We start from the raw sequence: 20,882 nt of genomic DNA, 5'->3' as shown, positions 1-20,882 counted from the left end.
CTCCTTCTGTTAGCATTCCGTTTTTTATCGAAGAACGGCCATGCGAGCGATGATTCCCGCGGTAGCGCTGATCAGCGCACTGCTCCTGTCCGCCTGCGGCATCAAAGGGCCGCTCTTTTTGCCCGAAAAGCCTCAGGCAGAACAGTCCGGCAACACCGAAAAGGCGGCTGGCAATAATAGCAAACCCGATTTCAATCCCGCCTCGATTCCGACCACAAGCAGATGAGCAAGACCTTCCCCATCCCGACCCTGCACCGCGAGCAAGGCGAGCTGATCCTCGAGGACGTGGCCCTGACGACCGTCGCCGAGCGCTTCGGCACGCCGGTCTACGTCTATTCACGCGCTGCACTGGTTAGCGCCTTCGAAGCCTATCGCAATGCCCTGCAGGGGCGTCCCGCGCTGGTGTGCTACGCCGTCAAGGCCAACTCCAACCTCGGCGTGCTGTCGGTGTTTGCCGCACTGGGCGCCGGTTTCGACATCGTCTCCGGTGGAGAGCTTGCCCGCGTCATCGCCGCCGGTGGCGATCCGGCCAAGGTGGTGTTCTCCGGCGTCGGCAAGACACGTGCAGAGATGCGCCAGGCACTCGAAGCCGGCATCCGTTGCTTCAACGTCGAGTCGGCAACCGAACTTGACCGGCTCAACGGCGTTGCAGCGCAGCTCGGCATGTTCGCACCGATCGCCCTGCGGGTGAATCCCGATGTCGACCCCAAGACTCACCCCTACATCTCCACCGGGCTGAAGAGCAACAAGTTTGGTGTCGCCTTCGACGAAGCACTCGACCTCTATCGTCGTGCGGCCTCCCTGCCAAATCTTGAGGTCAGCGGCATTGCCTGCCATATCGGCTCGCAACTGCTTGACCCCGCACCGATGGCGGAAGCGGCGGCAAAGGTGCTCGGACTTGTCGATCAGCTCGCTGCTGAAGGCATCCGCCTCGATCATATCGATCTTGGCGGCGGCCTCGGCATCCGCTATGACGACGAGACACCGCCAGCGGTCGCAGACTACCTCGCCCCGCTGCTGAAGGTTTTCGAAGGCCGCGCAGAGGAACTGTGCTTCGAACCGGGCCGCTCCCTGGTGGGTAACGCAGGACTGCTGCTCACCCGGGTCGAGTACCTGAAGCCCGGAGAGGAAAAGAACTTCGCCATCGTCGATGCCGCAATGAACGACCTCGCGCGCCCGGCGCTATACGACGCCTATCACGAGACGGTTGCAGTGATCGAACGCGACCAGTCAGCCCAAAGTTACGACGTTGTCGGCCCGATCTGCGAAAGCGGCGACTTCCTTGCCCGCCAGCGCGAGCTTGCGATCGAAGAGGGTGACCTGATCGCGCTGTTGTCAGCTGGTGCCTATGGCATGACCATGAGCTCGAACTACAACACGCGCGGCAGGGCAGCGGAAGTCATCGTCGATGGCGACAAGCTGCACCTTGTGCGCCAGCGCGAAACGATCGAATCGCTCTTCGCCCTGGAACAGGTCCTGAGCTGAAGCATGCTGGCTGGGCGTTCGCCACGCGAACGCTCATTTCGAAGAGCCGGCTCCCAGGCGTGCCGACTCTTCGTACAAGGCACGCCCGAACGCCTTCCAGGCCGGGCCGCCTTGGGTGTGCACACCGACCTGAGCGCTCTGACGCATCGTGTCGAGCATCATTTCCGAGAGCGCAAACAGCTCCCCCCTGCCCCGCGCTTTCGCATCATGGTTACGCAGCAAGCCCAGACGGCAGTCTGTGGTGCACGTCAGAGCCTCATGCGCCAGCGCGCGCATTGTCGCCGGGTCCTGCCAGTCAAGGCCAATCAACAACCCGCGCTTGAATATCTCGCGCTCAAGCTCCAGTGCTGTCCGGGCGAAATGCCCAAATCCGCTCATTGATCCACACCCAGTCCGAAGCGGGCTACTAGAATGATGTCCTGTAGCCACAAATTAATCGAACGATCATTCTAACTCCGAATTACCCTGCACCGCAGCACGCCTCTACCCAATGTCAGCAAGCACCGCTTCGAGACCACGCCCTTTTGTCATCCTGAGCCTTGTTCTTGCCTGCCTGCTGAGCGCAGTCGATGCGCGAGCGGCAGGTGAAGAGACGCTCCCGTCCAGTGTCCGGCAGGCGCTCGATCAGGCACGAGTACCGGCGGACGCGGTCGGCATCTGGGTACAGGCCGTGGATTCAGGCACGCCAGCACTTGCGATCAATGCCGATCAGCCGATGAACCCGGCCTCGGTCATGAAGCTGGTGACGGCTTTCACCAGTCTTGAGTACTTCGGCCCCTCCCACACCTGGCAAACCCGGATCTCAAGCACTGGCGCGGTGCGCAATGGCGTGTTGCAGGGCGACCTCTACATCGTTGGCGGCGGCGATCCGGTGCTGAGCTATGAACGGGCCTGGAAGCTGCTGAGGCGGCTGCGCGCGCTCGGCGTCGACACGATCACCGGCGACATCGTGCTCGACGGCTCCGTGCTCAGGCTCCCGGCGCACGATCCGGATGCATTCGACGGGCGCGGGCTTCGCCCGTACAACAGCGGCCCCTACGGCCTGTTGCTGCACTTCAACACCCTTCAGCTCGCGCTGTTCCCGGGCAATGGCCCCAACGATGCAGTCACGGTGGCCAGCGAGCCGCCACTCAACGGCGTCGTCATCGAAAACCGCCTGCAGACATCGGGGGCCAGCTGCGGCGTGTGGTACCGCGACCTCGAGGCTCGTATCGAGCCCGGCCCGCGTCTGATCCTGAGCGGCAGCCTTCCGGCCAGCTGCGGACCACGCAACTGGAGCGCCGCCCCGCTCCCGCCCGAGGACTTCAGCACTGCAACGATTGCCGGCCTGTGGAAGGAAGTCGGCGGGCAGCTGCAGGGACAGGTGCGCACCGGCTCGACACCGCGCGAGGCCCGCACACAGCTCGTCGACGACTCGGCCGCGCTCGCCGAAATCGTGCGTGACATGAACAAGTGGTCGAGCAACGTCATCGCCCGCCAGCTCCTTGCAAACCTCGGCAGCACCAACGCGGACGGCGCTCCGGACATGGTTGCAGCGGGTGCGCAGGTCGCCACTGCGCAACTGGCGGCTGCGGGCGTGCAGACTGCCGGCCTGGTGATCGAGAACGGAGCCGGCCTGTCGCGAATCGAACGCGTTCGCGCGGATACGCTGGGTCAGTTGCTGATCGCCGCCTGGCAGCGCCCCTGGATGGCCGAGTTCATCGCCGCACTGCCGATTGCCGGCGAGGACGGTACGGCACGCAAGAGACTTGTCGGCAGCCCTGCCCGCGGCCAGGCGCACATCAAGACCGGCACCATCAACGGTGTGCGTGCCATTGCGGGCTATGTGCTCGACCACGACGGACGGCGCCATGTCGTCGTGATGCTGGTCAATCATGCGGAAGCGGCCAGCACGCGTGCAGCACAGGACGCCCTGCTCGAATGGGTCTGGGCCGGTGGTCGTTGAATTGATGGAGCAGACCGTTGCGCCGCAACCCGGCGCAAGGCTTCAGTCCATCGGCAGGGATTCCCGCTGTGAAAGCGCCCACCAGCCCCGCACCACGCGGTACAGCACCCACAGACTGGTGACCCCAAGGGCCAGCAGGCCGAAGGGCAGGCCAATGATGGTCATGATCATCACGACCGCCACCATCACCCACAGCACGGCAAACCAGAAAGTGCGGATCTGCCAGCGGAAATGGCTTTCGAGCCAGGTATCGCGCACGGCGCTCTGCTTCACGTAGTTGATGATCACGGCCGCGATCGACGGCACGCTGGCAATGAAGCTGCCAAGAATCGTGGCCGACCCGACCACCCCGGTGAAGACCGCAAAGGCGTGCAGGGCGTAGATCAGGTGCGTGAGCGTGACCAGGTTTTCAGTCGGCTGCCCGGGCTGAAGCGGTGCTGCGGTGTAATCGGATTGCGCCATCAGGTCATCCTTGCGTCATGCGTCAGTTTTCAGGGCATCACAGGCCAAGTTCGGGCCACATCGCGTCGACGCGTTGCTTGACCGCGTCGTCCATGACAATCGGACGCCCCCATTCGCGATTCGTTTCACCTTCCCACTTGTTCGTTGCATCCAGCCCCATCTTGCTGCCCAGTCCGGCAACCGGTGAAGCGAAGTCGAGGTAGTCGATCGGGGTGTTGTCCACCAGCGTGGTGTCACGGGTGGCATCCATCCGGGTGGTCAGCGCCCAGATGACTTCCTTCCACTCGCGGATATTGACGTCATCGTCCACCACGATGATGAACTTGGTGTACATGAACTGGCGCAGAAAGCTCCAGATCCCGAACATCACGCGCTTGGCGTGCCCCGGATACTGTTTGCGGATCGACACCACTGCGAGGCGATAGGAACAGCCCTCGGGCGGCAGGTAGAAATCGGTGATCTCCGGATACTGCTTCTGCAGCAGGGGGACGAAGACCTCGTTCAGCGCAAGCCCGAGCATGGCCGGCTCGTCGGGCGGCTTGCCGGTGTAGGTCGAGTGATAAATCGGCTTGCGCCGCATGGTGATGCGTTCGACAGTAAACACCGGGAAGTCGGAGACCTCGTTGTAGTAGCCGGTGTGGTCGCCGTACGGCCCCTCCGGCGCCATGTCGTCCGGGTGGATCACGCCCTCGAGCACGATCTCGGCCGAGGCCGGCACCTGCAGGTCGGAGCCGACGCAGCGCACCAGTTCGGTTTTCGAGCCGCGCAGCAGACCGGCAAACTGGTACTCGGAAATCGCATCCGGCACCGGCGTCACCGCGCCGAGGATGGTGGCCGGATCGCAGCCAAGCACCACTGCAACGGGAAAGGGCTCCCCCGGGTGCGCCAGTTTGTGCTCGCGAAAATCGAGCGCCCCGCCACGATGCGCCAGCCAGCGCATGATGACGCGGTTCGGCCCCAGCACCTGCTGCCGGTAAATGCCGAGATTCTGACGCTTCTTGTGTGGACCGCGGGTCACCACCAGTCCCCAGGTGATCAGCGGTGCGGCGTCGCCCGGCCAGCAGTGCTGAATCGGCAGCCGACCGAGGTCGACGTCCTTGCCCTCCCACACCACCTCCTGGCACGGCGCGGAACGCACTTCCTTGGGCGACATGTTCATGACCTGCTTGAGCACCGGCCACTTCTCCCACGCGTCCTTCAGGCCCTTCGGTGGCTCCGGTTCCTTGAGGAAGGCCAGCAGCTTGCCAACTTCACGCAAGGGCGTCTGCCAGTCCCCGGCGTCGAGGTCTTCACCCATGCCGTAAGCCACCCGCTCGGGCGTGCCGAACAGGTTGGCGAGTACCGGCATGTCCTGGGGTACGCCGCGGGTCACCGGTTTCTCGAACAGCAGCGCCGGCCCGCCGGCACGCAGCACACGGTCGGCGATCTCGGTCATTTCGAGATGGGTGTCGACCGGGACGCTGATGCGCTTGAGCTCTCCGCGCGCCTCGAGCTGGGTGATGAAGTCGCGCAAGTCGTGGTATTTCATGCCATGTCCGTATCAGCGCTGCGCGTTGATGGCGTCGCGTGTCTCGAGCGCCACCCTGCGTGCTTCGGCAGCGAAGTCCTCGCCCTTGCCCGCATACAGGATCGCGCGCGAGGAGTTGATCATCAGTCCGCAACCATCTGCAGTGCGCCCGGCCTGCATGGTGGCAGCAATGTCGCCACCCTGGGCACCGATGCCCGGCACCAGCAGTGGCATGTCGCCCGTCAGTTCGCGCACACGTGCGATCTCGGCCGGGAAGGTCGCACCGACCACCAGACCGCAGTTGCCGCTCGCGTTCCAGTCTTCTGCCACCAGACGCGCCACGCGTTCGTATAGCTTTTCACCGCCGACATCGAGAAACTGCAGGTCGGAGCCACCCGGATTCGAGGTGCGGCACAGCAGGATCACGCCCTTGTCCGGGTAGGCAAGGTAGGGATCGACCGAATCGCGCCCCATGTAGGGATTGACCGTGATCGCATCCGCACGGAAGCGCTCGAAGGCCTCGACTGCATATTGCTCGGCGGTGCTGCCGATGTCGCCGCGCTTGGCGTCGAGCACCACGGGCGTGTCCGGGTGGCGCGCGTGAATGTGGTCGATCAGCGCTTCGAGCTGATCCTCGGCACGGCGCGCAGCGAAGTAGGCGATCTGCGGCTTGAAGCAGCACGCGAGGTCGGCGGTGGCATCGACGATCTGCTTGCAGAACTCGAAGATCGCGTCCGGCTTGTCCTGCAGGTGCGCGGGAAACCGGGCGGGATCGGGGTCAAGGCCGACGCACAGCAGGCTGTTGCGCTGCTGCCAGGCGCCCTTGAGGGCGGTCATGAAGTGCATGGTGAATTCCGGGTCAGGGCTGCCGGGTCAGAGCCGGCGCAGCAGGTCGTCGACAAGGACTCCGCAAAAGATCGCGGCGCCCAGCCAGTTGTTGTGGCGAAAGGCCTTGAAGCAGTCGGCACGTTCGCGATGGCGGATGAGGGTGAAGTGGTAGAGCGCAATGCCAGCCGCAGCCAGCAGCCCAAGGTAGAACGCCGGCCCGCGCGCCATCGCCACGCCCACCCAGGCCAGCAGGCACAGGGCGATGGCGTAGCACAGCATCACCGCGACCACATCGAAGCGACCAAAGGTGATGGCGGAGGTCTTGATACCGATCTTGAGGTCGTCCGGGCGGTCGACCATTGCATATTCGGTGTCGTAGGCCACGGCCCAGAAAATGTTGGCCAGCAGCATCACCCAGGCCACCACCGGCACTTCGCCAAGCACCGCAGCGAACCCCATCGGGATACCGAAGCCGAAGGCAATCCCGAGGTAAGCCTGCGGAATGGCGAGAAAGCGCTTGGTATAGGGGTAACTGCCGGCAAGAAACAGTGCCGGGACGGACAACCAGATCACCAGTGGCTGCAGGGGCAGGACCAGCATGAAGGCGAGGAGCGCCAGCCCGCCGGCAAGCAGCAGCGCTTCGCGGGTGCTGACCGCACCGGTGGCGAGCGGTCGCATGCGGGTGCGCTCGACATGGCCATCGAAATCGCGGTCGGCGTAATCGTTGATCACGCAACCGGCCGAGCGCATCAGCAAGGTGCCGAGCGCGAATATCAGCAGGATGTGCAGCGGCGGCACGCCGTCGGCTGCGAGCCACAGGGCCCACAGCGTGGGCCACAGCAGCAGCAGGGTGCCGATGGGCTTGTCGAGCCGCATCAGGCGAACGTAGTGGGGGAGTCGGTCGGCTAGCGTCATCGGTTGAAAGCGGGTTCGCGCAGCGCGCATTTTACCCGGATCAGGCCCGCAGCAGGCCTTCGCGTCCGCCCACCCAGCGCGTGAGCAGACGCTCGGCGAGCTTCGGTTCGCGTGCCAGCATGCTTTCGGCCAGCGCACGTGCCGGCTCGATCAGGTCGTCGTCCTCTTCGAGACTGGCGAAGCGCAACAGGGGCACGCCGCTCTGGCGCGCGCCGACGAACTCGCCCGGGCCGCGAATGTGCAGGTCCTCACTGGCGATCGCGAAGCCGTCCGTCTGCTCGTAGATCACCTTCAGCCGCGCCCGCGCGGTTTCAGACAGCGGCTGGGCGTAGATCAGGACGCACACCGACTCCGCCGTCCCGCGCCCAACGCGGCCGCGCAACTGGTGCAACTGCGCAAGGCCGAAACGCTCCGCATGCTCGATCACCATCAGGCTCGCATTGGGCACATCGACACCGACCTCGATCACCGTGGTCGCCACCAGCACCTGCAGATCGCCGGCGGCAAAGGCGGCCATCGTGGCCGCTTTCTCGTCGGCCTTCAGACGCCCGTGAATGAGACCGACCTTCAGTTCGGGCAGGTCGGCGGACAGCATCTCGAAGGTGTCCACCGCGGTCTGCAACTGCAGCGCCTCGGACTCCTCGATCAGCGGGCACACCCAGTAGGCCTGACGCCCCTCGAGACAGGCATCGCGGACACGGCCCACCACTTCGTCACGCCTGCCGTCGGACACCAGACGCGTGCGAATCGGCGTGCGCCCCGGCGGCAGTTCATCGAGCACAGACACGTCGAGGTCGGCATAGTGGGTCATCGCCAGGGTGCGCGGGATCGGCGTGGCGGACATCATCAGCATGTGCGGACGCTGCCCGGCCAGCCCCTTCTCGCGCAAGGCCAGACGCTGGCGCACACCAAAGCGGTGCTGTTCGTCCACCACGGCCAGCGCCAGTTTGGGCATTGCCACCGGGTCTTCGATCAGCGCATGCGTGCCGACTGCAAGCAGCAACTCGCCGCTGTGCAGACGCGCAAGCTCCGCCTCGCGCTCGCGCTTCTTGCGACTGCCCGACAACCAGGCCACTTCGATGCCCAGCGGCGCCAGCCAGTCGTGCAGTTTGCGGTAGTGTTGCTCGGCAAGGATCTCGGTGGGCGCCATCAGCGCGGCCTGCCAGCCATTTTCGGCTGCCTGCAGCATCGCCAGGGCGGCAACGACCGTCTTCCCGCTGCCGACGTCGCCCTGCAGCAGCCGCTGCATCGGATGCGCTGCGGCAAGATCGGCGGAGATCTCGGCAACTGCACGCTGCTGCGCACCTGTCAGGCTGAATGCGAGCTGGCCGAGCAAGGCCTGCGTCAGCTGCCGGCGTGGCGGCAGACTTGCGGCGCCCAGCGCCCGGCGAGCGTTATAGGCCCGGCGCAGCGACAACTGCTGAACCAGCAACTCCTCGAACTTGATCCGCCGCCAGGCCGGGTGCTCGCGGTTTTCCAGTGCAGAGGGGTCGGCATCGGGCGCGGGGTGATGCAGGGCACGCACCGCCTCTGCAAAACCCGGCAACCCGAGGCGGCTGCACACCGCCGGCGGAATCGGATCGTCCAGCGCAACGGTGCGGAGCGCCAGATCGATCAGCTTGCGCAGTGTCGCCTGCCCGACGCCGGCCGTGGTGGGATAGACCGGCGTCAGTGCCTCAGGCAAGGACTCCCCCCGCTCCACCGGACGCAGGCGCGGATGCACCATCTCGTCGCCGAAGAAGCCGCCGCGCACTTCTCCGAACAGGCGCACGCTGCGCCCGACAGACAGCTGCTTTTGCTGCGATGGGTAGAAATTGAGCCAGCGCGCCACCAGCGTGCCGGACGCATCGCGCACGCGGGCAACCAGTTGCCGGCGCGGACGGAGCGTGACTTCGCAGGAGATGACCTCGCCCTCGATCTGGGCCGGGAAGCCGTGACGCGCGTCGGCAATGGGTGTCAGCCGGGTCTCGTCTTCATAACGCAAGGGCAGATGCAGGATGAGATCTTCCTGCCGATAGAGGTCGAGCTTCGCGAGACGCCCCGCCAACTGCCCGCCAACGCCCGGCCAACCCTGCGCGGGCGAGCGCCCGCCCGGTTCTCGCGAACCCACGTGCGCTGCTGTCGCTCAGCCCAGCACGAGGATGGCGTCGGCCTCGACCACCGCACCGCGCGGCAATTCCTTGACGCCGACGGCTGCGCGCGCCGGATAGGGCTCGGCAAAGTAGCGCGACATCACTTCGTTTACGGTGGCGAAGTTGGACAGATCGGTCAGATAGATCGTGAGCTTGACCGCGTCGGCGAGCGAACCGCCCGCAGCCTCGGCAACCGCCTTGAGGTTCTCGAACACACGCACGGTTTGAGCCTCGAAGCCCTCGACCATCTGCATCGTCGTCGGGTCCAGCCCGATCTGACCGGAGCAGTAAACGGTGCTGCCGGTCTTGACCGCTTGCGAGTAGGTACCGATGGCAGCGGGTGCGCTGGGCGTGGAAACGATGGAACGGCTCATGACTGAATCCCTGAAAAGATGAGTGTAGGCGGATTCTAACCTGTGCAGCGCAGGTGAAGCCCCGGTTCGGCGTGGGCGCTGGCGGCAGCGGGCATCGCAACGCAAAGCCCGCGCTCACGCGACGGCCAGTGCCTGGGCCTTAACGGTGACAACGCTCCCGAGGGTGGGCGCTGCCTGCCGTTCGACACTTACGCCTGTGCGCGCAGCAGAATATCGCAACCCAGCTTGTTGATGACCTTCTGCATGCCGCGGCGCGCGCCGACGTTGATCACCAGCGGCGCCATGAAGTTTGCGCGCAAGCCGGCCGTCGCGGGGTTGTCCCCGTCCTTGCGCACGATGATGGCAACAAGGGCGTCCTCCGGCCGGTCGAGCTTCAGGATGGCCAGTTCTTCGTCAGACAGGGGGAATTCGTAATTGATACCGAACTGCTCCGGCCCGGTCAGGGAAAACGCCACTTCGGGGTCGTCCGCACTTTGCAGCATGAACACGGTTGCCTCGGCGCCCTCCTCATGCACGAGCACGAAACGGTGACACCCCTCGAAACCGGGCAAGCCCTGCGGAAACTCGATCAGTTTGTCGTCGGATACTTCGAACACGCCCAACACCGGGCTCTCGATCTTCATGTGTCTCTCCTCCCTTGTTTCGATATATTTGCCGGCCGCAATCAGCGCTGTTGCCGGCTTCACTTGCTCTTGCGCGGGGGCACCACGATGCCGCTTGCCAGCCCCTCACGTTTCAGCCGCGCGCGCGCCGCTTCCGCAGCCGCCTTGTCGGGAAACGGTCCGACCACAACCCGGCCCTCGACGTGCGCTGGCAGCCCTCTTGCCGCCACATCGGCGCGGAGTCCGTCAGCATTGTCCATGGAGCCGAAGACGCCCAGCTGCACCAGGTAGCCATTTGCCAGCGGAACGGATGCCTTCTTCTCGGCAGGTGGCGGCGCTGACGCTGCCTCGACCTGCGTCGGCGGCAATGGCTCGCTTTCCGGCTTGACGTCCGCGACTACGGGATCTGCCGCTCCGGCGTCCGGCACGACGGATGTATTTTCGACCGGCGCGACAGGCTCGATGGCCTGCGCGACCGGCGGAGGCTGCACCGCCATCGTGGGCGCGGCGGACTCAGGCGTGCGACCATCCTCGAACATCAGCACGACAAGCAGCAGCGCTACAGCGACCCCGCTCGCCAGCCCGGCGCGCTTCAATGCACGGTTACGCTGCACGCGGATCTGATCTGCAGTCATTGTGCTCATGTGCCCCCCTCAGTCTCACCGCGCGCAGCCAGCGACACGACCAGTTCCGCCTCCGCCCGGGTGATGCCGCAGCGCGCAGCCACCTCCTCGACCGACAAGCCCCGGCGCGCCAGCACCAGCGCCTCGCTGTACTCCGGCGAGGCATTCTGGCCGGAACTGTCTTCGAAGGAGCTTGAATCCGCCGGCGGCGCATCGACGAGGCGCTGCACAGTTTCGTGCAGCGCGCCGATCTCGCCCTGCTGCACGTCAAGCGCCGCGCGCAAGGCGCCAACTTCGCGCCGCAGGCGCTGCAACTCGAGTTCCAGCGCAAAGGTATCGGGCCGCTCTGCGGCGGGCGCCTCGGGGGCCGGCGGCGCTGCAGGTGCAGCAGGCGCCACGACGTCTGACGGCAAGGGCGCGTAGTTGAAGTCCGCATCGTCGTCTGCATCGTCCGCAACCGTCGAATCGGTCTTCAAGGCAGCGGCCGCCGGCGGCGACGCAGCTTCAGGGCGGCCGCGTCCGGCGAGCAGGGCGCGCAGCAGTTGCCAGGCGCCGTAGAGCAGCAGTGCGGCGATCAGCGCCCAGACGAGTTGGCGAAATCCCATGATGATTCAGGGAAACAGGAGAACGGAGACAGGAAGGACGGAGACCGCCAGCCGGCACTGCATGGGCATGAGCTTGAAACCGCGGGAATGGAATTGCCCTGATAATACTGGGCACGACACCAGAGGACAAACCCGAATGGATTTCGACACCGCGATTGCCCTGTTCTGGCTCAAGAAGCTGATCTCGGTACTGATTCTGCCCCCGCTGATGCCCTTTGCACTGATCCTGATCGGGCTGCTGATGGGCCGCCGGCGACCGCGCAGCGGACGAACACTGGTATGGACAGGACTGGTCAGCGGTCTGTTGCTGATCACGCCGGCGCCGGTCGGCCTGCTGCTTGAACCACTCGAGCCGCGGCAGCCCCTGTCGCTGTCAGCAGCCACCGACGCGCAGGCGATCGTCATTCTGGGTGGCGGGCGCATGAGCAATGCGCCGGAATACGGTGGCGACACCGTCAATCGCATTACCCTCGAACGTCTGCGTTACGGCGCCAGGCTTTCACGTCAGACCGGTTTGCCGATTCTGGTGAGCGGGGGCGCACCGAGCGGTGAGACTCCCGAAGCAATCCTGATGGAAAGCAGCCTCGAGGAGGACTTCGGCATTCGGGTCCGGTGGACCGAACCCTCCTCGCTCGACACCCGGCAGAATGCCCGTTACTCGGCCGGGCAGCTCAAGGCTTCGGGCGTGACCCGCATCGTGCTGGTCACGCACGCCGCGCACATGCGCCGTGCGCGCGCCGAATTCGAAGCGGCCGGGATGCAGGTCAGCATGGCTCCGACGGCATGGCTGGGACCACGCCCCATCGGCAAGCCTGTCGACGAAGAAGTCCTGCCGAACCTGCCCAGTGCCGGCTCGGCTTACGCCGCCTGGTTTGCGGTGCACGAGTGGGTGGGACTGCTGGCCTATCGCCTGTCACGCTGAAACACCGCCGGCGGGGGCGGCGGGTCCGCTGGCTGCAGCCGTCCCTGCCAGAGGCGCTCAGGCGCCCTTGAACACCGGCTTGCGCTTTTCGAGGAAGGCCGTCACACCCTCGGCAAAGTCATCGCTGCCACCACACCGGCCGAACGCCAGCGCCTCACTATGCAGCTGGGACTCGAGCTGGCTGTCGTGGGACATCGCCAGCAGGCGCTTGATCTCGCCATAGGTCTGCAGCGGACCTGACCTGAGACGCGCACACAGCTTGGCGGTTTCGGCATCGAGACTGTCGGCCGGCACGCTGCGCGTCACCAGGCCAAGGCGGAGCGCCTCGGCGGCGTCGAAGCGATCCCCCAGCAACAGCAGTTCGGCCGCCTTGCGCCTGCCGACGATGCGCGGCAGGAAGTACGACGCGCCACCGTCGCCGGACAAGCCAATCGCGGCATAGGCGGTCGTAAACACGGCGCTGTCTGCACTCACGACGAGGTCGCACCCCATCATCAGGGTGAGGCCAAAGCCGGCGCAGGCACCACGCACCTTGGCTATCACCGGCTGGTCGAGTCCTTGCAGCACCTCTACCGTGGGGTTGATGTACTGCTCGATCATGGCCCGGAACGTGGCGCGCCGCGCTTCCGGAGACAGGTGCAGGTGGCTGGCGAAGTCCTTCAGGTCGCCGCCTGCCATGAAGTGGTCGCCCGCACCCGTAATCACGACGACAGCAACATCCTTGCGTCCTGCCAGATCATGGGCTGCGGCCGCCAGATCCTGCATCATTTCCACCGACAGCGCATTCAGGGCTGCAGGACGGTTAAGGGTCAGGGTAGCGACGCCATCAGCGACGTCGAGCAATACGGTTCCGGCCATGCTGTCTTCCTCTTGTATTTCGGGCAACCATTCTGCACCGTATGTTGGAACCGACAGGTTAGCGCGGAATGCCGAAATAGAAAAACCCCCGCGTCCGGACCTGGCCGGAGACGGGGGCTCTGCAGATGCGCCGGGCCACTGCGGGCCCGGATACGCGCAGCGATCAGCCGCCGAAATCGTCAAGCATGATGTTCTCGCGCTCGACACCGAGATCGAGCAGGGTCTTGATCACCGCTGCGTTCATCATCGGAGGTCCGCACATGTAGAACTCGCAATCCTCGGGCGCCGGATGATCCTTGAGGTAGTTCTCGAACAACACGTTGTGAATGAAGCCGGTGTATCCGGTCCAGTTGTCTTCCGGCAAGGGATCGGACAGCGCCAGATGCCACGTGAAGTTGGGATTGTCTTCCGCGAGCTTGTCGAATTCCTCAACGTAGAACGCCTCGCGCATCGAACGCGCGCCGTACCAGAAACTGATCTTGCGCTGGCTCGACAACCGCTTGAGCTGGTCGAAGATGTGCGAGCGCATCGGCGCCATGCCTGCGCCACCACCCACGAACACCATCTCGTTGTCCGTTTCACGCGCAAAGAACTCGCCAAACGGGCCGTAAACGGTGACCTTGTCGCCCTCTTTGAGGTTGAACACCCAGGACGACATCTTGCCCGGCGGAATATCGTCGCGACCCGGCGGAGGCGACGCAACACGGATGTTGAACTTCACCACGCCCTTCTCTTCCGGGTAGTTCGCCATCGAGTAGGCACGGATCACGGTCTCGTCGACCTTGGACACGAAGCGCCACATGTTGAACTTGTCCCAGTCACCACGGTACTCGGGCTGGATGTCGAAGTCGGCGTACTTCACCACGTGGGGCGGGCACTCGAGCTGCACATAGCCGCCGGCACGGAACTCGACGTTCTCGCCTTCGGGCAGACGCAGGGTGAGCTCCTTGATGAAGGTGGCAACGTTGGGGTTGGACTCCACCGTGCATTCCCACTTCTTCACCCCGAACACTTCCTCGGGCACCTCGACCTTCATGTCCTGCTTGACCGGGGTCTGGCACGACAGGCGCCAGCCTTCCTTTGCCTGACGCTTGTTGAAGTGCGACTCTTCGGTAGGCAGCATTTCGCCGCCGCCCGACTCGACCACGCACTTGCATTGTGCACAGGTACCGCCGCCACCGCAGGCCGACGACAGGAAGATGTCGTTCGCGGCAAGCGTCTGCAGCAACTTTCCGCCCGCCGGCACCGTGATGGTGCGTTCGTTGTTGATATTGATGGTAACGTCGCCGCTCGATACGAGACGCGCACGCGCCATGAGGATGATCATGACCAGTGCGAGCACGATGGCCGTAAACATGCCAATGGCGATGAAGATTTCCTGGCTGTTCATATATCCTCCCCCGCCCTTACAGCTGTACGCCGGAGAACGACATGAAACCCAGCGACATCAGCCCGATGGTGATGAAGGTGATGCCCAGGCCCTGCAGGCCGTCAGGCACATCGCTGTACTTCAGCTTCTCGCGAATGCCGGCAAGCAGTGCAATGGCAAGCGCCCAAGAGAACCCGGAGCCGACACCATAGACGACGCTTTCGCCGAAGTTGTAGTCGCGCTCGACCATGAACAGGGTACCGCCCATGATTGCGCAGTTCACCGTGATCAGCGGCAAGAAGACTCCGAGCGCGTTGTAAAGACTGGGAACGTACTTGTCGAGCAGCATCTCGAGGATCTGCACAATGGCAGCGATCACCCCGATATACGACAGCAGTCCGAGGAAGGACAGATCGACGTCCGGCATGCCCGCCCACGACAGGGCACCGTCACGCAGCAGCCAAGTGTAGATCAGATTGTTGGCCGGCACGGTGATGGTCTGCACCACGACCACCGCAATGCCGAGACCGATGGCGGTTTCGACCTTCTTCGAGATGGCAATGAAGGTACACATGCCGAGGAAGAAAGACAGCGCCATGTTCTCAATGAACACTGCACGCACGAAGAGGCTGATGTAATGTTCCATATCAGTAGGCCTCCTTGTTGATCACCTGGGGCGCCATTTTGAACGACGCTTCCTCGACCTGCTCCGTCTTCCAAGTACGCAGCCCCCAGATGATCAGGCCGATCAGGAAGAACGCCGAAGGCGGCAGCAGCAGCATGCCGTTGGGCACATACCAGCCACCATCCTTGGCCAGGCTCAGGATCTCGAAACCGAACAGTTTGCCTGCACCGAACAGTTCGCGGATCACGCCCAGCGTCAGCAGCATCGCGCTGTAGCCGAGACCATTACCGATACCGTCCATGAACGAGAGCAGCGGCGGGTTCTGCATCGCGAACGCTTCGGCACGCCCCATCACGATGCAGTTGGTGATGATCAGGCCGACGAACACAGAGAGCTGCTTGGCAAGGGTGAAGGCATAGGCGCGCAGGATCTGGTCGACCACGATCACCAGCGAGGCGATGATGACCATCTGTACGATCATGCGGATCGAGCCCGGGATCTGCGCACGGATCATGGAGATGAACATGCTCGAGAACGCGGTCACCAGCGTCAATGCGATCGACATCACCACCGCCGTCTTGAGGTTGGAGGTGACGGCGAGAGCCGAACAGATACCAAGGATCTGCAATCCGATCGGGTTGTTATGAAAGATCGGGTTGAGCAGGACTTCTTTTATCGTGGGTTGCGACATGATCAGACCCCCTGGGAACGCAGTTTGGCGAGATAGGGACCGAAACCCTGTTCGCCGAGCCAGAACTGGAGAAGACGGTCGACGCCCTTGCTGGTGAGGGTCGCCCCTGCCAGCGCGTCAACCTGATGGGCGGCGGCCGGACTGGCGGGATCCACGCCACCCTTGACGATCTCGATCACCGGCTTGCCGGCGTCGTCGAACAGGGTCTTGCCCGGCCACATCGCCTTCCACTTAGGATTGTCGACCTCACCACCCAGACCCGGCGTTTCGGCATGCTGATAGAAACCGAAACCGACAACGGTGTTCAGATCGGCCTTTACCGCCATGAAACCGTGCAGCGTCGACCACAGGCCGTATCCACGCACTGGCAGAATCAGCGACTCGAGCTTGCCGTCCTGTTCCACCATATACACCGTGGTGTAACGCTCGCGGCGCTTGATCAGTGCAAGATCCTCTTCACCCGACAGCGCATCCGATATCTTCGGGTCGCGCGCGGCCTTCAGCGGATCGAAATTGTCCGGATTGAACTCGGTGGAATACTCGCCGGTTTCCAGATCCACCACCTTCGCACTGATGCGGCTGGAGAACAGCTCTTTGACCTCACGCCCGGACAGACCTGTATCACCCAGTCCCGCGATTGACAGAATGCTGCGCTGCTTGTCGAGCTGACGGTTCTCGATCTGCACCGGCTTCAGCGACACCGCCGCGCCGGCGACGAACACCGAACTCACCAGACTGACCGCCAGCGCCACGAACAGCGTGCGGCTTGTCGATTCTTTCTTACTGGACATTGCGCGCCAACCTCCGCTTGATATTGGCCGAGACCACAAAGTGGTCGATCAGCGGGGCACACAGGTTGGCGAACAGGATCGCCAGCATGATGCCCTCGGGGAAGGCCGGGTTAACCACCCGGATGAGCACGGTCATGATTCCGATGAAGGCACCGAAGATCCACTTCCCGGTGTTGGTCATCGACGCCGACACCGGGTCGGTCGCCATGAAGATCATGCCGAAGGCGAAGCCGCCAACCACCAGATGCCAGTACCACGGCAGGCCGAACATCGGGTTGCTTGTGGACCCGATGCCGTTGAACAGCAGGCTCATGCCGATCATGCCGATCATCACTCCGGCGACGATGCGCCACGAGGCGATCTTCATGATCAGCAGCACCGCACCGCCAATAAGGATGGCCAGCGTGCTGGTTTCGCCCACCGAACCGTGGATCAGCCCGAGGAAGGCGTCCATCCAGGTAATGCCGCCGGCCACGATCTGGTCCAGCCCGCCTGCAGCGCCGAGCGACAGCGGAGTCGCGCCGGTGTAGCCATCGACGGCCGTCCATACCGCATCGCCGGACAGTTGTGCCGGGTAGGCAAAGTACAGGAAGGCACGGCCGGTCAGCGCGGGGTTGAGGAAGTTCTTACCCGTACCGCCGAACACTTCCTTGCCGATCACGACGCCGAAGCTGATGCCGAGCGCAACCTGCCACAGCGGCACGGTCGGCGGGCAGATCAGCGCGAACAGCACCGAGGTGACGAAGAAGCCTTCGTTCACCTCATGGCGGCGGATCGAAGCGAACAGCACTTCCCAGAAACCGCCGACAACGAAGGTCACCAGGTAGATGGGCAGGAAATACGCTGCGCCATGCACCATGTTGTCCCAAACGCTGCCCGGGTCAAAACTGGCAAAAGCGGCGATCAGCGCCATCCGCCAGCCGTCCTGAGCTGCGAGCAGATCGGGGTTGGCGGCGTAGATGGTATTGGCCTGGAAGCCGATATTCCACATGCCGAAGAACAGCGCCGGGAAGGTGCACATCCACACCGTGATCATCATGCGCTTGAGGTCGAGACCGTCGCGCACGTGAGCGGTGGTGCGGGTGACGCTGGACGGGCGGTAGAGCGCGGTATCCACTGCCTCGTAAAGGGCATACCACTTCTCGTGCTTGCCACCCTTTTCGAAGTGGTGCTCGATACTGTCGAGATATGAACGCAGACCCATGCTCAGCCTTCCTTTTCGATGCGTGTCAGATTATCCCGCAGGATTGGGCCGTACTCGTACTTGCCGGCACACACGTAGGTACACAGCGCGAGGTCTTCCTCGTCGAGCTCGAGCGCGCCGAGCTTCTGCGCCATGTCAGTGTCGCCGACAATCAGGTAACGCAGCAGCTGCGTCGGCAGAATGTCGAGCGGCATCACGGCTTCGTAGTTGCCAACCGGCACCATGGCGCGCGGGCTGCCATTGGTGGTGGTGGTGAAGTCGAGCTTGCGATCGCCGAACAGCTTCGAGGCGAAGATGTTGAGCACCGAGTGCTTGTTGGTGCCGGCACGCAGGTAGTGCATGAACTCGCGTTCGGTCCCTTCCTTGAGGCAGGACACCTGCAGGTGATAGCGGCCGAGGTAGGCACAGGCGCCGCGCGCCGTGCGCCCGCCGAACACCGAGCCCGAAATCACGCGATTGCGCCCGACGGCCATCTCGCCCGCGGTCAGCTCGTCAAGGTTGGCGCCCAGACGGGTGCGCACCAGACGCGGCTTTTCCACCACCGGACCCGCCAGCGCCACGACGCGCTCTTCCCACAGACGACCGGTGGCAAACAGCTTGCCCATCGCGATCACGTCCTGGTAGTTCAGATACCACACGGACTTGTGCGCATCGACCGGGTCGAGGAAGTGAATGTGCGTACCGGGCAGACCGGCCGGATGCGGACCGGAGAATGACTCTGCGGTCACGTTGTTCAAATCGGAACCGGGCAGCTTCGCATTCTCGGCATGGCACAGAAATACCCGCGCCAGCCGGCCAAGCAGCTTGAGCCCGCGACTGAAGTCTTCGGCGTACTCGCCGATGACCACGGCGGGGTCGGCTGCCAGCGGGTGCGTGTCGATCGCGGTGACGAAGATCGAGCTCGGCGTGGCGTCGATCGCAGGTACCTTGCTCAGGGGCCGGGTACGCAGCGCAGTCCAGAGCCCGGACTGCTGCAGGTTCTCGCGCACGGCTTCGGGTGCGAGAGCGTCGATCTCGGTGTCGCTGTAGCGCGCAAAGTCGATGGCCTCATCACCTTCGACATCGATGGCCACGGATTGCAGCACACGCTGCTCGCCGCGATGGATGGCGCTGACCACCCCTGCGGCGGGCGCAGTGAAATGCACCCCTTCCGTCTTCTTGTCGGAGAACAACACTTGCCCCAGCTTCACCCGGTCGCCCACCTGCACCGCCATCGTCGGCTTCATGCCGTGATAGTCGAAGCCGATGACGGCCACACTGCGCACCGGCCGTCCGGCTTCAATGCGCTGCGCCGGCGCGCCGGTGACAGGAAGGTCAAGTCCGCGTTTGATTTGTATCATGCGTCTATCGCCCAATCACTCATGAGAATGGTGGAGTCCTGCACGCCGTAGAGCCGCGTTTTCCGGCTCACGGGCAATGACCCCGCGTAAACAAACCCGAGAATTATAAGAGATTGTTACCCACCAATCACTTAGGATGATCCGATATAAGACACATTTCTTCAATATAAGCTTTCGTTGAAATGCAAATCGGGCAGCCCGAAGCGGGAACTGCCCGATCCATCAAGGGTTTGCCGCAGCGGATGCGATACGTGCCCTCGCGGCTACATCCGCTCGAAAACGCCCGCCGCCCCCATGCCGGTTCCGATACACATGCTGATCAGGCCGAAGCGCAACTTCGGGTCGCGCTGCATCGCTGCCATCAGGGTGGCCGTACGGATCGCACCGGTGGCGCCAAGCGGATGACCAAGCGCAATCGCGCCGCCAAGCGGATTGACCTTTTCCGGATCGAGTCCGAGCTGGCGCGTCACCGCCAGCGCCTGCGCCGCAAAAGCCTCGTTGAGCTCGATCCAGCCCACGCTGTCATGTGCCACATCGGCCATCTTCAGCGCGCGCGGGATGGCTTCGACCGGGCCGATACCCATCACCTGCGGCGGCACCCCGGCCACCGCGTAGCTGCGAAACCGTGCAATCGGGGTCGCGTTGAAGCGTTTCAGTGCCGCTTCGCTCATCAGCAGGACCGCGCCAGCCCCGTCCGACATCTGCGAACTGTTGCCCGCGGTGACCGAGCCGCGCGCGGCAAACACGGGCTTCAGCTTGGCAAGGCGTTCCATCGCAGCATCGGGTCGCGGGCCTTCGTCGTTCTCGAGCACGCGTTCGGCGATACGCACGCTGCCACCTTCGCCTGGCAGATAGGACTGCACCGCATAGGGGGAGATCTCGTCGGCGAACTGCCCGGCCGCAATCGCAGCGCAGGCACGGCGGTGCGATTCGACGGCAAAGGCGTCCTGATCCTCACGGCTGACTTTCCACTGCTCGGCCACTTTCTCCGCGGTCAGCCCCATGCCGTAGGCGATCCCGATATTCTCGGCCTTGCTGAAGATTTCCGGGTTGAGACTGACCTTGTTGCCCATGATCTGCGGCATCGCGCTCATGCTCTCGGTGCCAGCCGCGATCATCACATCGGCTTCACCGAGGCGGATGCGGTTGGCGGCATCGGCCACCGCCTGCAGCCCTGAAGCACAGAATCGGTTGATGGTGATGCCCGGCACCGTGTCCGGAAGCCCTGCGAGCAGCAGTCCGATGCGCGACACGTTCATGCCCTGCTCGGCTTCCGGCATGGCACATCCGGTGATCACGTCACCGATCTCGGCCGGATCAAGCCCGGGCACCCTGGCGACGACCTCGCGCAGCACCTTAGCCAGCATGTCGTCCGGGCGTACATGGCGGAAAGCACCGTTGCGTCGCGCCACCGGGGTACGCACGGCGGCAACGATGTAGGCGTCCCGAATCTGTTTGTTCATCTGTTCTGTCTCCAAAAGAACTGCTTGTCAGCGTTTCTTCAAAACATTTCGTGGTTGTCGGACTCGTGGTCGGTTGTCGTGGCGGGTCTGCGCGTTTGTGTTCGTGGCAGATCTCCGCGCCGGAAGTGAGTGTTTGTTCTG

Annotated in this window: 22 protein-coding genes; 4 read left to right on the top strand and 18 right to left on the bottom strand. The window is 63.8% G+C overall.

What is annotated here, in order from left to right:
- The first annotated feature begins 40 nt into the window (after window positions 1–40).
- Window positions 41–226, top strand: a complete 186-nt coding sequence (gene lptM, locus AC22G6_RS12185) for an LPS translocon maturation chaperone LptM (protein WP_108949641.1) — start codon at window positions 41–43, stop codon at window positions 224–226.
- Complete coding sequence (gene lysA / locus AC22G6_RS12180) at window positions 223–1,485, top strand: diaminopimelate decarboxylase (protein WP_487366993.1); 1,263 nt, start codon at window positions 223–225, stop codon at window positions 1,483–1,485. Before lptM ends, lysA begins: the two co-directional genes overlap by 4 nt.
- Window positions 1,486–1,518: 33 nt before the next feature.
- Here lysA and AC22G6_RS12175 read toward each other — a convergent pair whose 3' ends face one another.
- The gene (locus AC22G6_RS12175; RefSeq protein ID WP_487366992.1) at window positions 1,519–1,863 is read right to left on the bottom strand and encodes a hypothetical protein; all 345 of its coding nucleotides are present in this window, start codon (window positions 1,861–1,863) and stop codon (window positions 1,519–1,521) included.
- 112 nt (window positions 1,864–1,975) lie between these two features.
- Between AC22G6_RS12175 and dacB the strand changes: the two genes are divergently transcribed.
- A complete protein-coding gene (dacB, locus tag AC22G6_RS12170) occupies window positions 1,976–3,430 on the top strand; it encodes a D-alanyl-D-alanine carboxypeptidase/D-alanyl-D-alanine endopeptidase (protein WP_487366991.1) in 1,455 nt (484 codons plus the stop codon).
- Window positions 3,431–3,472: 42 nt separating this feature from the next.
- Here dacB and AC22G6_RS12165 read toward each other — a convergent pair whose 3' ends face one another.
- The 9 genes from AC22G6_RS12165 to AC22G6_RS12125 all read right to left on the bottom strand — a co-directional run bounded on the left by AC22G6_RS12165 (window position 3,473) and on the right by AC22G6_RS12125 (window position 11,478).
- Window positions 3,473–3,892 carry a DUF4870 family protein gene (locus tag AC22G6_RS12165; protein ID WP_108949645.1) on the bottom strand — a complete coding sequence of 140 codons (420 nt, stop codon included), beginning with the start codon at window positions 3,890–3,892 and terminating at the stop codon, window positions 3,473–3,475.
- A gap of 37 nt (window positions 3,893–3,929) precedes the next feature.
- Window positions 3,930–5,420 carry a 4-hydroxy-3-polyprenylbenzoate decarboxylase gene (ubiD, locus tag AC22G6_RS12160; protein ID WP_487366990.1) on the bottom strand — a complete coding sequence of 497 codons (1,491 nt, stop codon included), beginning with the start codon at window positions 5,418–5,420 and terminating at the stop codon, window positions 3,930–3,932.
- Window positions 5,421–5,432: 12 nt separating this feature from the next.
- Window positions 5,433–6,245, bottom strand: a complete 813-nt coding sequence (gene pyrF, locus AC22G6_RS12155) for an orotidine-5'-phosphate decarboxylase (protein ID WP_108949647.1) — start codon at window positions 6,243–6,245, stop codon at window positions 5,433–5,435.
- A 27-nt stretch (window positions 6,246–6,272) separates the two neighbouring features.
- Complete coding sequence (ubiA, locus tag AC22G6_RS12150; RefSeq protein ID WP_487366989.1) at window positions 6,273–7,142, bottom strand: 4-hydroxybenzoate octaprenyltransferase; 870 nt, start codon at window positions 7,140–7,142, stop codon at window positions 6,273–6,275.
- 40 nt (window positions 7,143–7,182) lie between these two features.
- Window positions 7,183–9,252 (bottom strand): ATP-dependent DNA helicase RecG, encoded by a 2,070-nt coding sequence (gene recG / locus AC22G6_RS12145; RefSeq protein WP_487366988.1) that lies wholly within the window; start codon window positions 9,250–9,252, stop codon window positions 7,183–7,185.
- Between the two features lie 15 nt (window positions 9,253–9,267).
- The gene (locus tag AC22G6_RS12140; protein WP_108949650.1) at window positions 9,268–9,648 is read right to left on the bottom strand and encodes a RidA family protein; all 381 of its coding nucleotides are present in this window, start codon (window positions 9,646–9,648) and stop codon (window positions 9,268–9,270) included.
- A gap of 188 nt (window positions 9,649–9,836) precedes the next feature.
- On the bottom strand, window positions 9,837–10,271 hold the full coding sequence (gene fliW, locus AC22G6_RS12135) for a flagellar assembly protein FliW (protein WP_487366987.1): 435 nt from the start codon (window positions 10,269–10,271) through the stop codon (window positions 9,837–9,839).
- A gap of 59 nt (window positions 10,272–10,330) precedes the next feature.
- The gene (locus AC22G6_RS12130) at window positions 10,331–10,894 is read right to left on the bottom strand and encodes an SPOR domain-containing protein (RefSeq protein WP_487366986.1); all 564 of its coding nucleotides are present in this window, start codon (window positions 10,892–10,894) and stop codon (window positions 10,331–10,333) included.
- The gene (locus tag AC22G6_RS12125; RefSeq protein WP_487366985.1) at window positions 10,891–11,478 is read right to left on the bottom strand and encodes a DUF2802 domain-containing protein; all 588 of its coding nucleotides are present in this window, start codon (window positions 11,476–11,478) and stop codon (window positions 10,891–10,893) included. The genes AC22G6_RS12130 and AC22G6_RS12125 overlap by 4 nt, the downstream gene beginning before the upstream one ends.
- A 136-nt stretch (window positions 11,479–11,614) precedes the next feature.
- Between AC22G6_RS12125 and AC22G6_RS12120 the strand changes: the two genes are divergently transcribed.
- Window positions 11,615–12,400: a YdcF family protein gene (locus tag AC22G6_RS12120; protein WP_487366984.1), complete on the top strand. Its 786-nt coding sequence runs from the start codon at window positions 11,615–11,617 to the stop codon at window positions 12,398–12,400.
- 57 nt (window positions 12,401–12,457) lie between these two features.
- Here the strand turns inward: AC22G6_RS12120 and AC22G6_RS12115 are convergent, their stop codons facing one another.
- The 8 genes from AC22G6_RS12115 to AC22G6_RS12080 all read right to left on the bottom strand — a co-directional run bounded on the left by AC22G6_RS12115 (window position 12,458) and on the right by AC22G6_RS12080 (window position 20,741).
- Window positions 12,458–13,258 carry an enoyl-CoA hydratase gene (locus AC22G6_RS12115; protein ID WP_487366983.1) on the bottom strand — a complete coding sequence of 267 codons (801 nt, stop codon included), beginning with the start codon at window positions 13,256–13,258 and terminating at the stop codon, window positions 12,458–12,460.
- Window positions 13,259–13,421: 163 nt separating this feature from the next.
- Complete coding sequence (gene nqrF, locus AC22G6_RS12110; protein ID WP_487366982.1) at window positions 13,422–14,648, bottom strand: NADH:ubiquinone reductase (Na(+)-transporting) subunit F; 1,227 nt, start codon at window positions 14,646–14,648, stop codon at window positions 13,422–13,424.
- Window positions 14,649–14,664: 16 nt separating this feature from the next.
- A complete protein-coding gene (nqrE, locus tag AC22G6_RS12105; protein ID WP_487366981.1) occupies window positions 14,665–15,273 on the bottom strand; it encodes an NADH:ubiquinone reductase (Na(+)-transporting) subunit E in 609 nt (202 codons plus the stop codon).
- Window position 15,274: 1 nt separating this feature from the next.
- The gene (locus tag AC22G6_RS12100) at window positions 15,275–15,943 is read right to left on the bottom strand and encodes an NADH:ubiquinone reductase (Na(+)-transporting) subunit D (RefSeq protein WP_108971505.1); all 669 of its coding nucleotides are present in this window, start codon (window positions 15,941–15,943) and stop codon (window positions 15,275–15,277) included.
- Between the two features lie 2 nt (window positions 15,944–15,945).
- Window positions 15,946–16,734 carry a Na(+)-translocating NADH-quinone reductase subunit C gene (locus AC22G6_RS12095; protein ID WP_487366980.1) on the bottom strand — a complete coding sequence of 263 codons (789 nt, stop codon included), beginning with the start codon at window positions 16,732–16,734 and terminating at the stop codon, window positions 15,946–15,948.
- Entirely contained in the window at window positions 16,724–17,938 is a 1,215-nt protein-coding gene (locus AC22G6_RS12090) for an NADH:ubiquinone reductase (Na(+)-transporting) subunit B (RefSeq protein ID WP_108949659.1), read from the bottom strand. Before AC22G6_RS12090 ends, AC22G6_RS12095 begins: the two co-directional genes overlap by 11 nt.
- Window positions 17,939–17,940: 2 nt before the next feature.
- Window positions 17,941–19,278, bottom strand: coding sequence for a Na(+)-translocating NADH-quinone reductase subunit A (locus AC22G6_RS12085; protein WP_487366979.1), 1,338 nt, complete (start codon window positions 19,276–19,278; stop codon window positions 17,941–17,943).
- A gap of 263 nt (window positions 19,279–19,541) precedes the next feature.
- The gene (locus tag AC22G6_RS12080) at window positions 19,542–20,741 is read right to left on the bottom strand and encodes an acetyl-CoA C-acyltransferase (RefSeq protein WP_487366978.1); all 1,200 of its coding nucleotides are present in this window, start codon (window positions 20,739–20,741) and stop codon (window positions 19,542–19,544) included.
- Between the last annotated feature and the right edge of the window lie 141 nt (window positions 20,742–20,882).

The organism is Parazoarcus sp. PS-13 R2A, assembly GCF_057621855.1.
The sequence above is the reverse complement of the archived record's forward strand: the minus strand, read 5'-3'. Positions and strand labels throughout refer to the sequence as shown.

Excerpts from the sequence above, each read along its gene's own strand:
- nqrE (WP_487366981.1), bottom strand. The coding sequence starts at position 15,273 with ATGGAACATTACATCAGCCTCTTCGTGCGTGCAGTGTTCATTGAGAAC.
- lptM (WP_108949641.1), top strand. The coding sequence starts at position 41 with ATGCGAGCGATGATTCCCGCGGTAGCGCTGATCAGCGCACTGCTCCTG.
- AC22G6_RS12115 (WP_487366983.1), bottom strand. The coding sequence starts at position 13,258 with ATGGCCGGAACCGTATTGCTCGACGTCGCTGATGGCGTCGCTACCCTG.
- AC22G6_RS12175 (WP_487366992.1), bottom strand. The coding sequence starts at position 1,863 with ATGAGCGGATTTGGGCATTTCGCCCGGACAGCACTGGAGCTTGAGCGC.
- fliW (WP_487366987.1), bottom strand. The coding sequence starts at position 10,271 with ATGAAGATCGAGAGCCCGGTGTTGGGCGTGTTCGAAGTATCCGACGAC.
- AC22G6_RS12080 (WP_487366978.1), bottom strand. The coding sequence starts at position 20,741 with ATGAACAAACAGATTCGGGACGCCTACATCGTTGCCGCCGTGCGTACC.
- AC22G6_RS12120 (WP_487366984.1), top strand. The coding sequence starts at position 11,615 with ATGGATTTCGACACCGCGATTGCCCTGTTCTGGCTCAAGAAGCTGATC.
- AC22G6_RS12165 (WP_108949645.1), bottom strand. The coding sequence starts at position 3,892 with ATGGCGCAATCCGATTACACCGCAGCACCGCTTCAGCCCGGGCAGCCG.
- lysA (WP_487366993.1), top strand. The coding sequence starts at position 223 with ATGAGCAAGACCTTCCCCATCCCGACCCTGCACCGCGAGCAAGGCGAG.
- ubiA (WP_487366989.1), bottom strand. The coding sequence starts at position 7,142 with ATGACGCTAGCCGACCGACTCCCCCACTACGTTCGCCTGATGCGGCTC.
- AC22G6_RS12090 (WP_108949659.1), bottom strand. The coding sequence starts at position 17,938 with ATGGGTCTGCGTTCATATCTCGACAGTATCGAGCACCACTTCGAAAAG.
- AC22G6_RS12130 (WP_487366986.1), bottom strand. The coding sequence starts at position 10,894 with ATGAGCACAATGACTGCAGATCAGATCCGCGTGCAGCGTAACCGTGCA.
- AC22G6_RS12125 (WP_487366985.1), bottom strand. The coding sequence starts at position 11,478 with ATGGGATTTCGCCAACTCGTCTGGGCGCTGATCGCCGCACTGCTGCTC.
- dacB (WP_487366991.1), top strand. The coding sequence starts at position 1,976 with ATGTCAGCAAGCACCGCTTCGAGACCACGCCCTTTTGTCATCCTGAGC.
- pyrF (WP_108949647.1), bottom strand. The coding sequence starts at position 6,245 with ATGCACTTCATGACCGCCCTCAAGGGCGCCTGGCAGCAGCGCAACAGC.
- ubiD (WP_487366990.1), bottom strand. The coding sequence starts at position 5,420 with ATGAAATACCACGACTTGCGCGACTTCATCACCCAGCTCGAGGCGCGC.
- nqrF (WP_487366982.1), bottom strand. The coding sequence starts at position 14,648 with ATGAACAGCCAGGAAATCTTCATCGCCATTGGCATGTTTACGGCCATC.
- AC22G6_RS12140 (WP_108949650.1), bottom strand. The coding sequence starts at position 9,648 with ATGAGCCGTTCCATCGTTTCCACGCCCAGCGCACCCGCTGCCATCGGT.
- AC22G6_RS12085 (WP_487366979.1), bottom strand. The coding sequence starts at position 19,278 with ATGATACAAATCAAACGCGGACTTGACCTTCCTGTCACCGGCGCGCCG.
- AC22G6_RS12095 (WP_487366980.1), bottom strand. The coding sequence starts at position 16,734 with ATGTCCAGTAAGAAAGAATCGACAAGCCGCACGCTGTTCGTGGCGCTG.
- AC22G6_RS12100 (WP_108971505.1), bottom strand. The coding sequence starts at position 15,943 with ATGTCGCAACCCACGATAAAAGAAGTCCTGCTCAACCCGATCTTTCAT.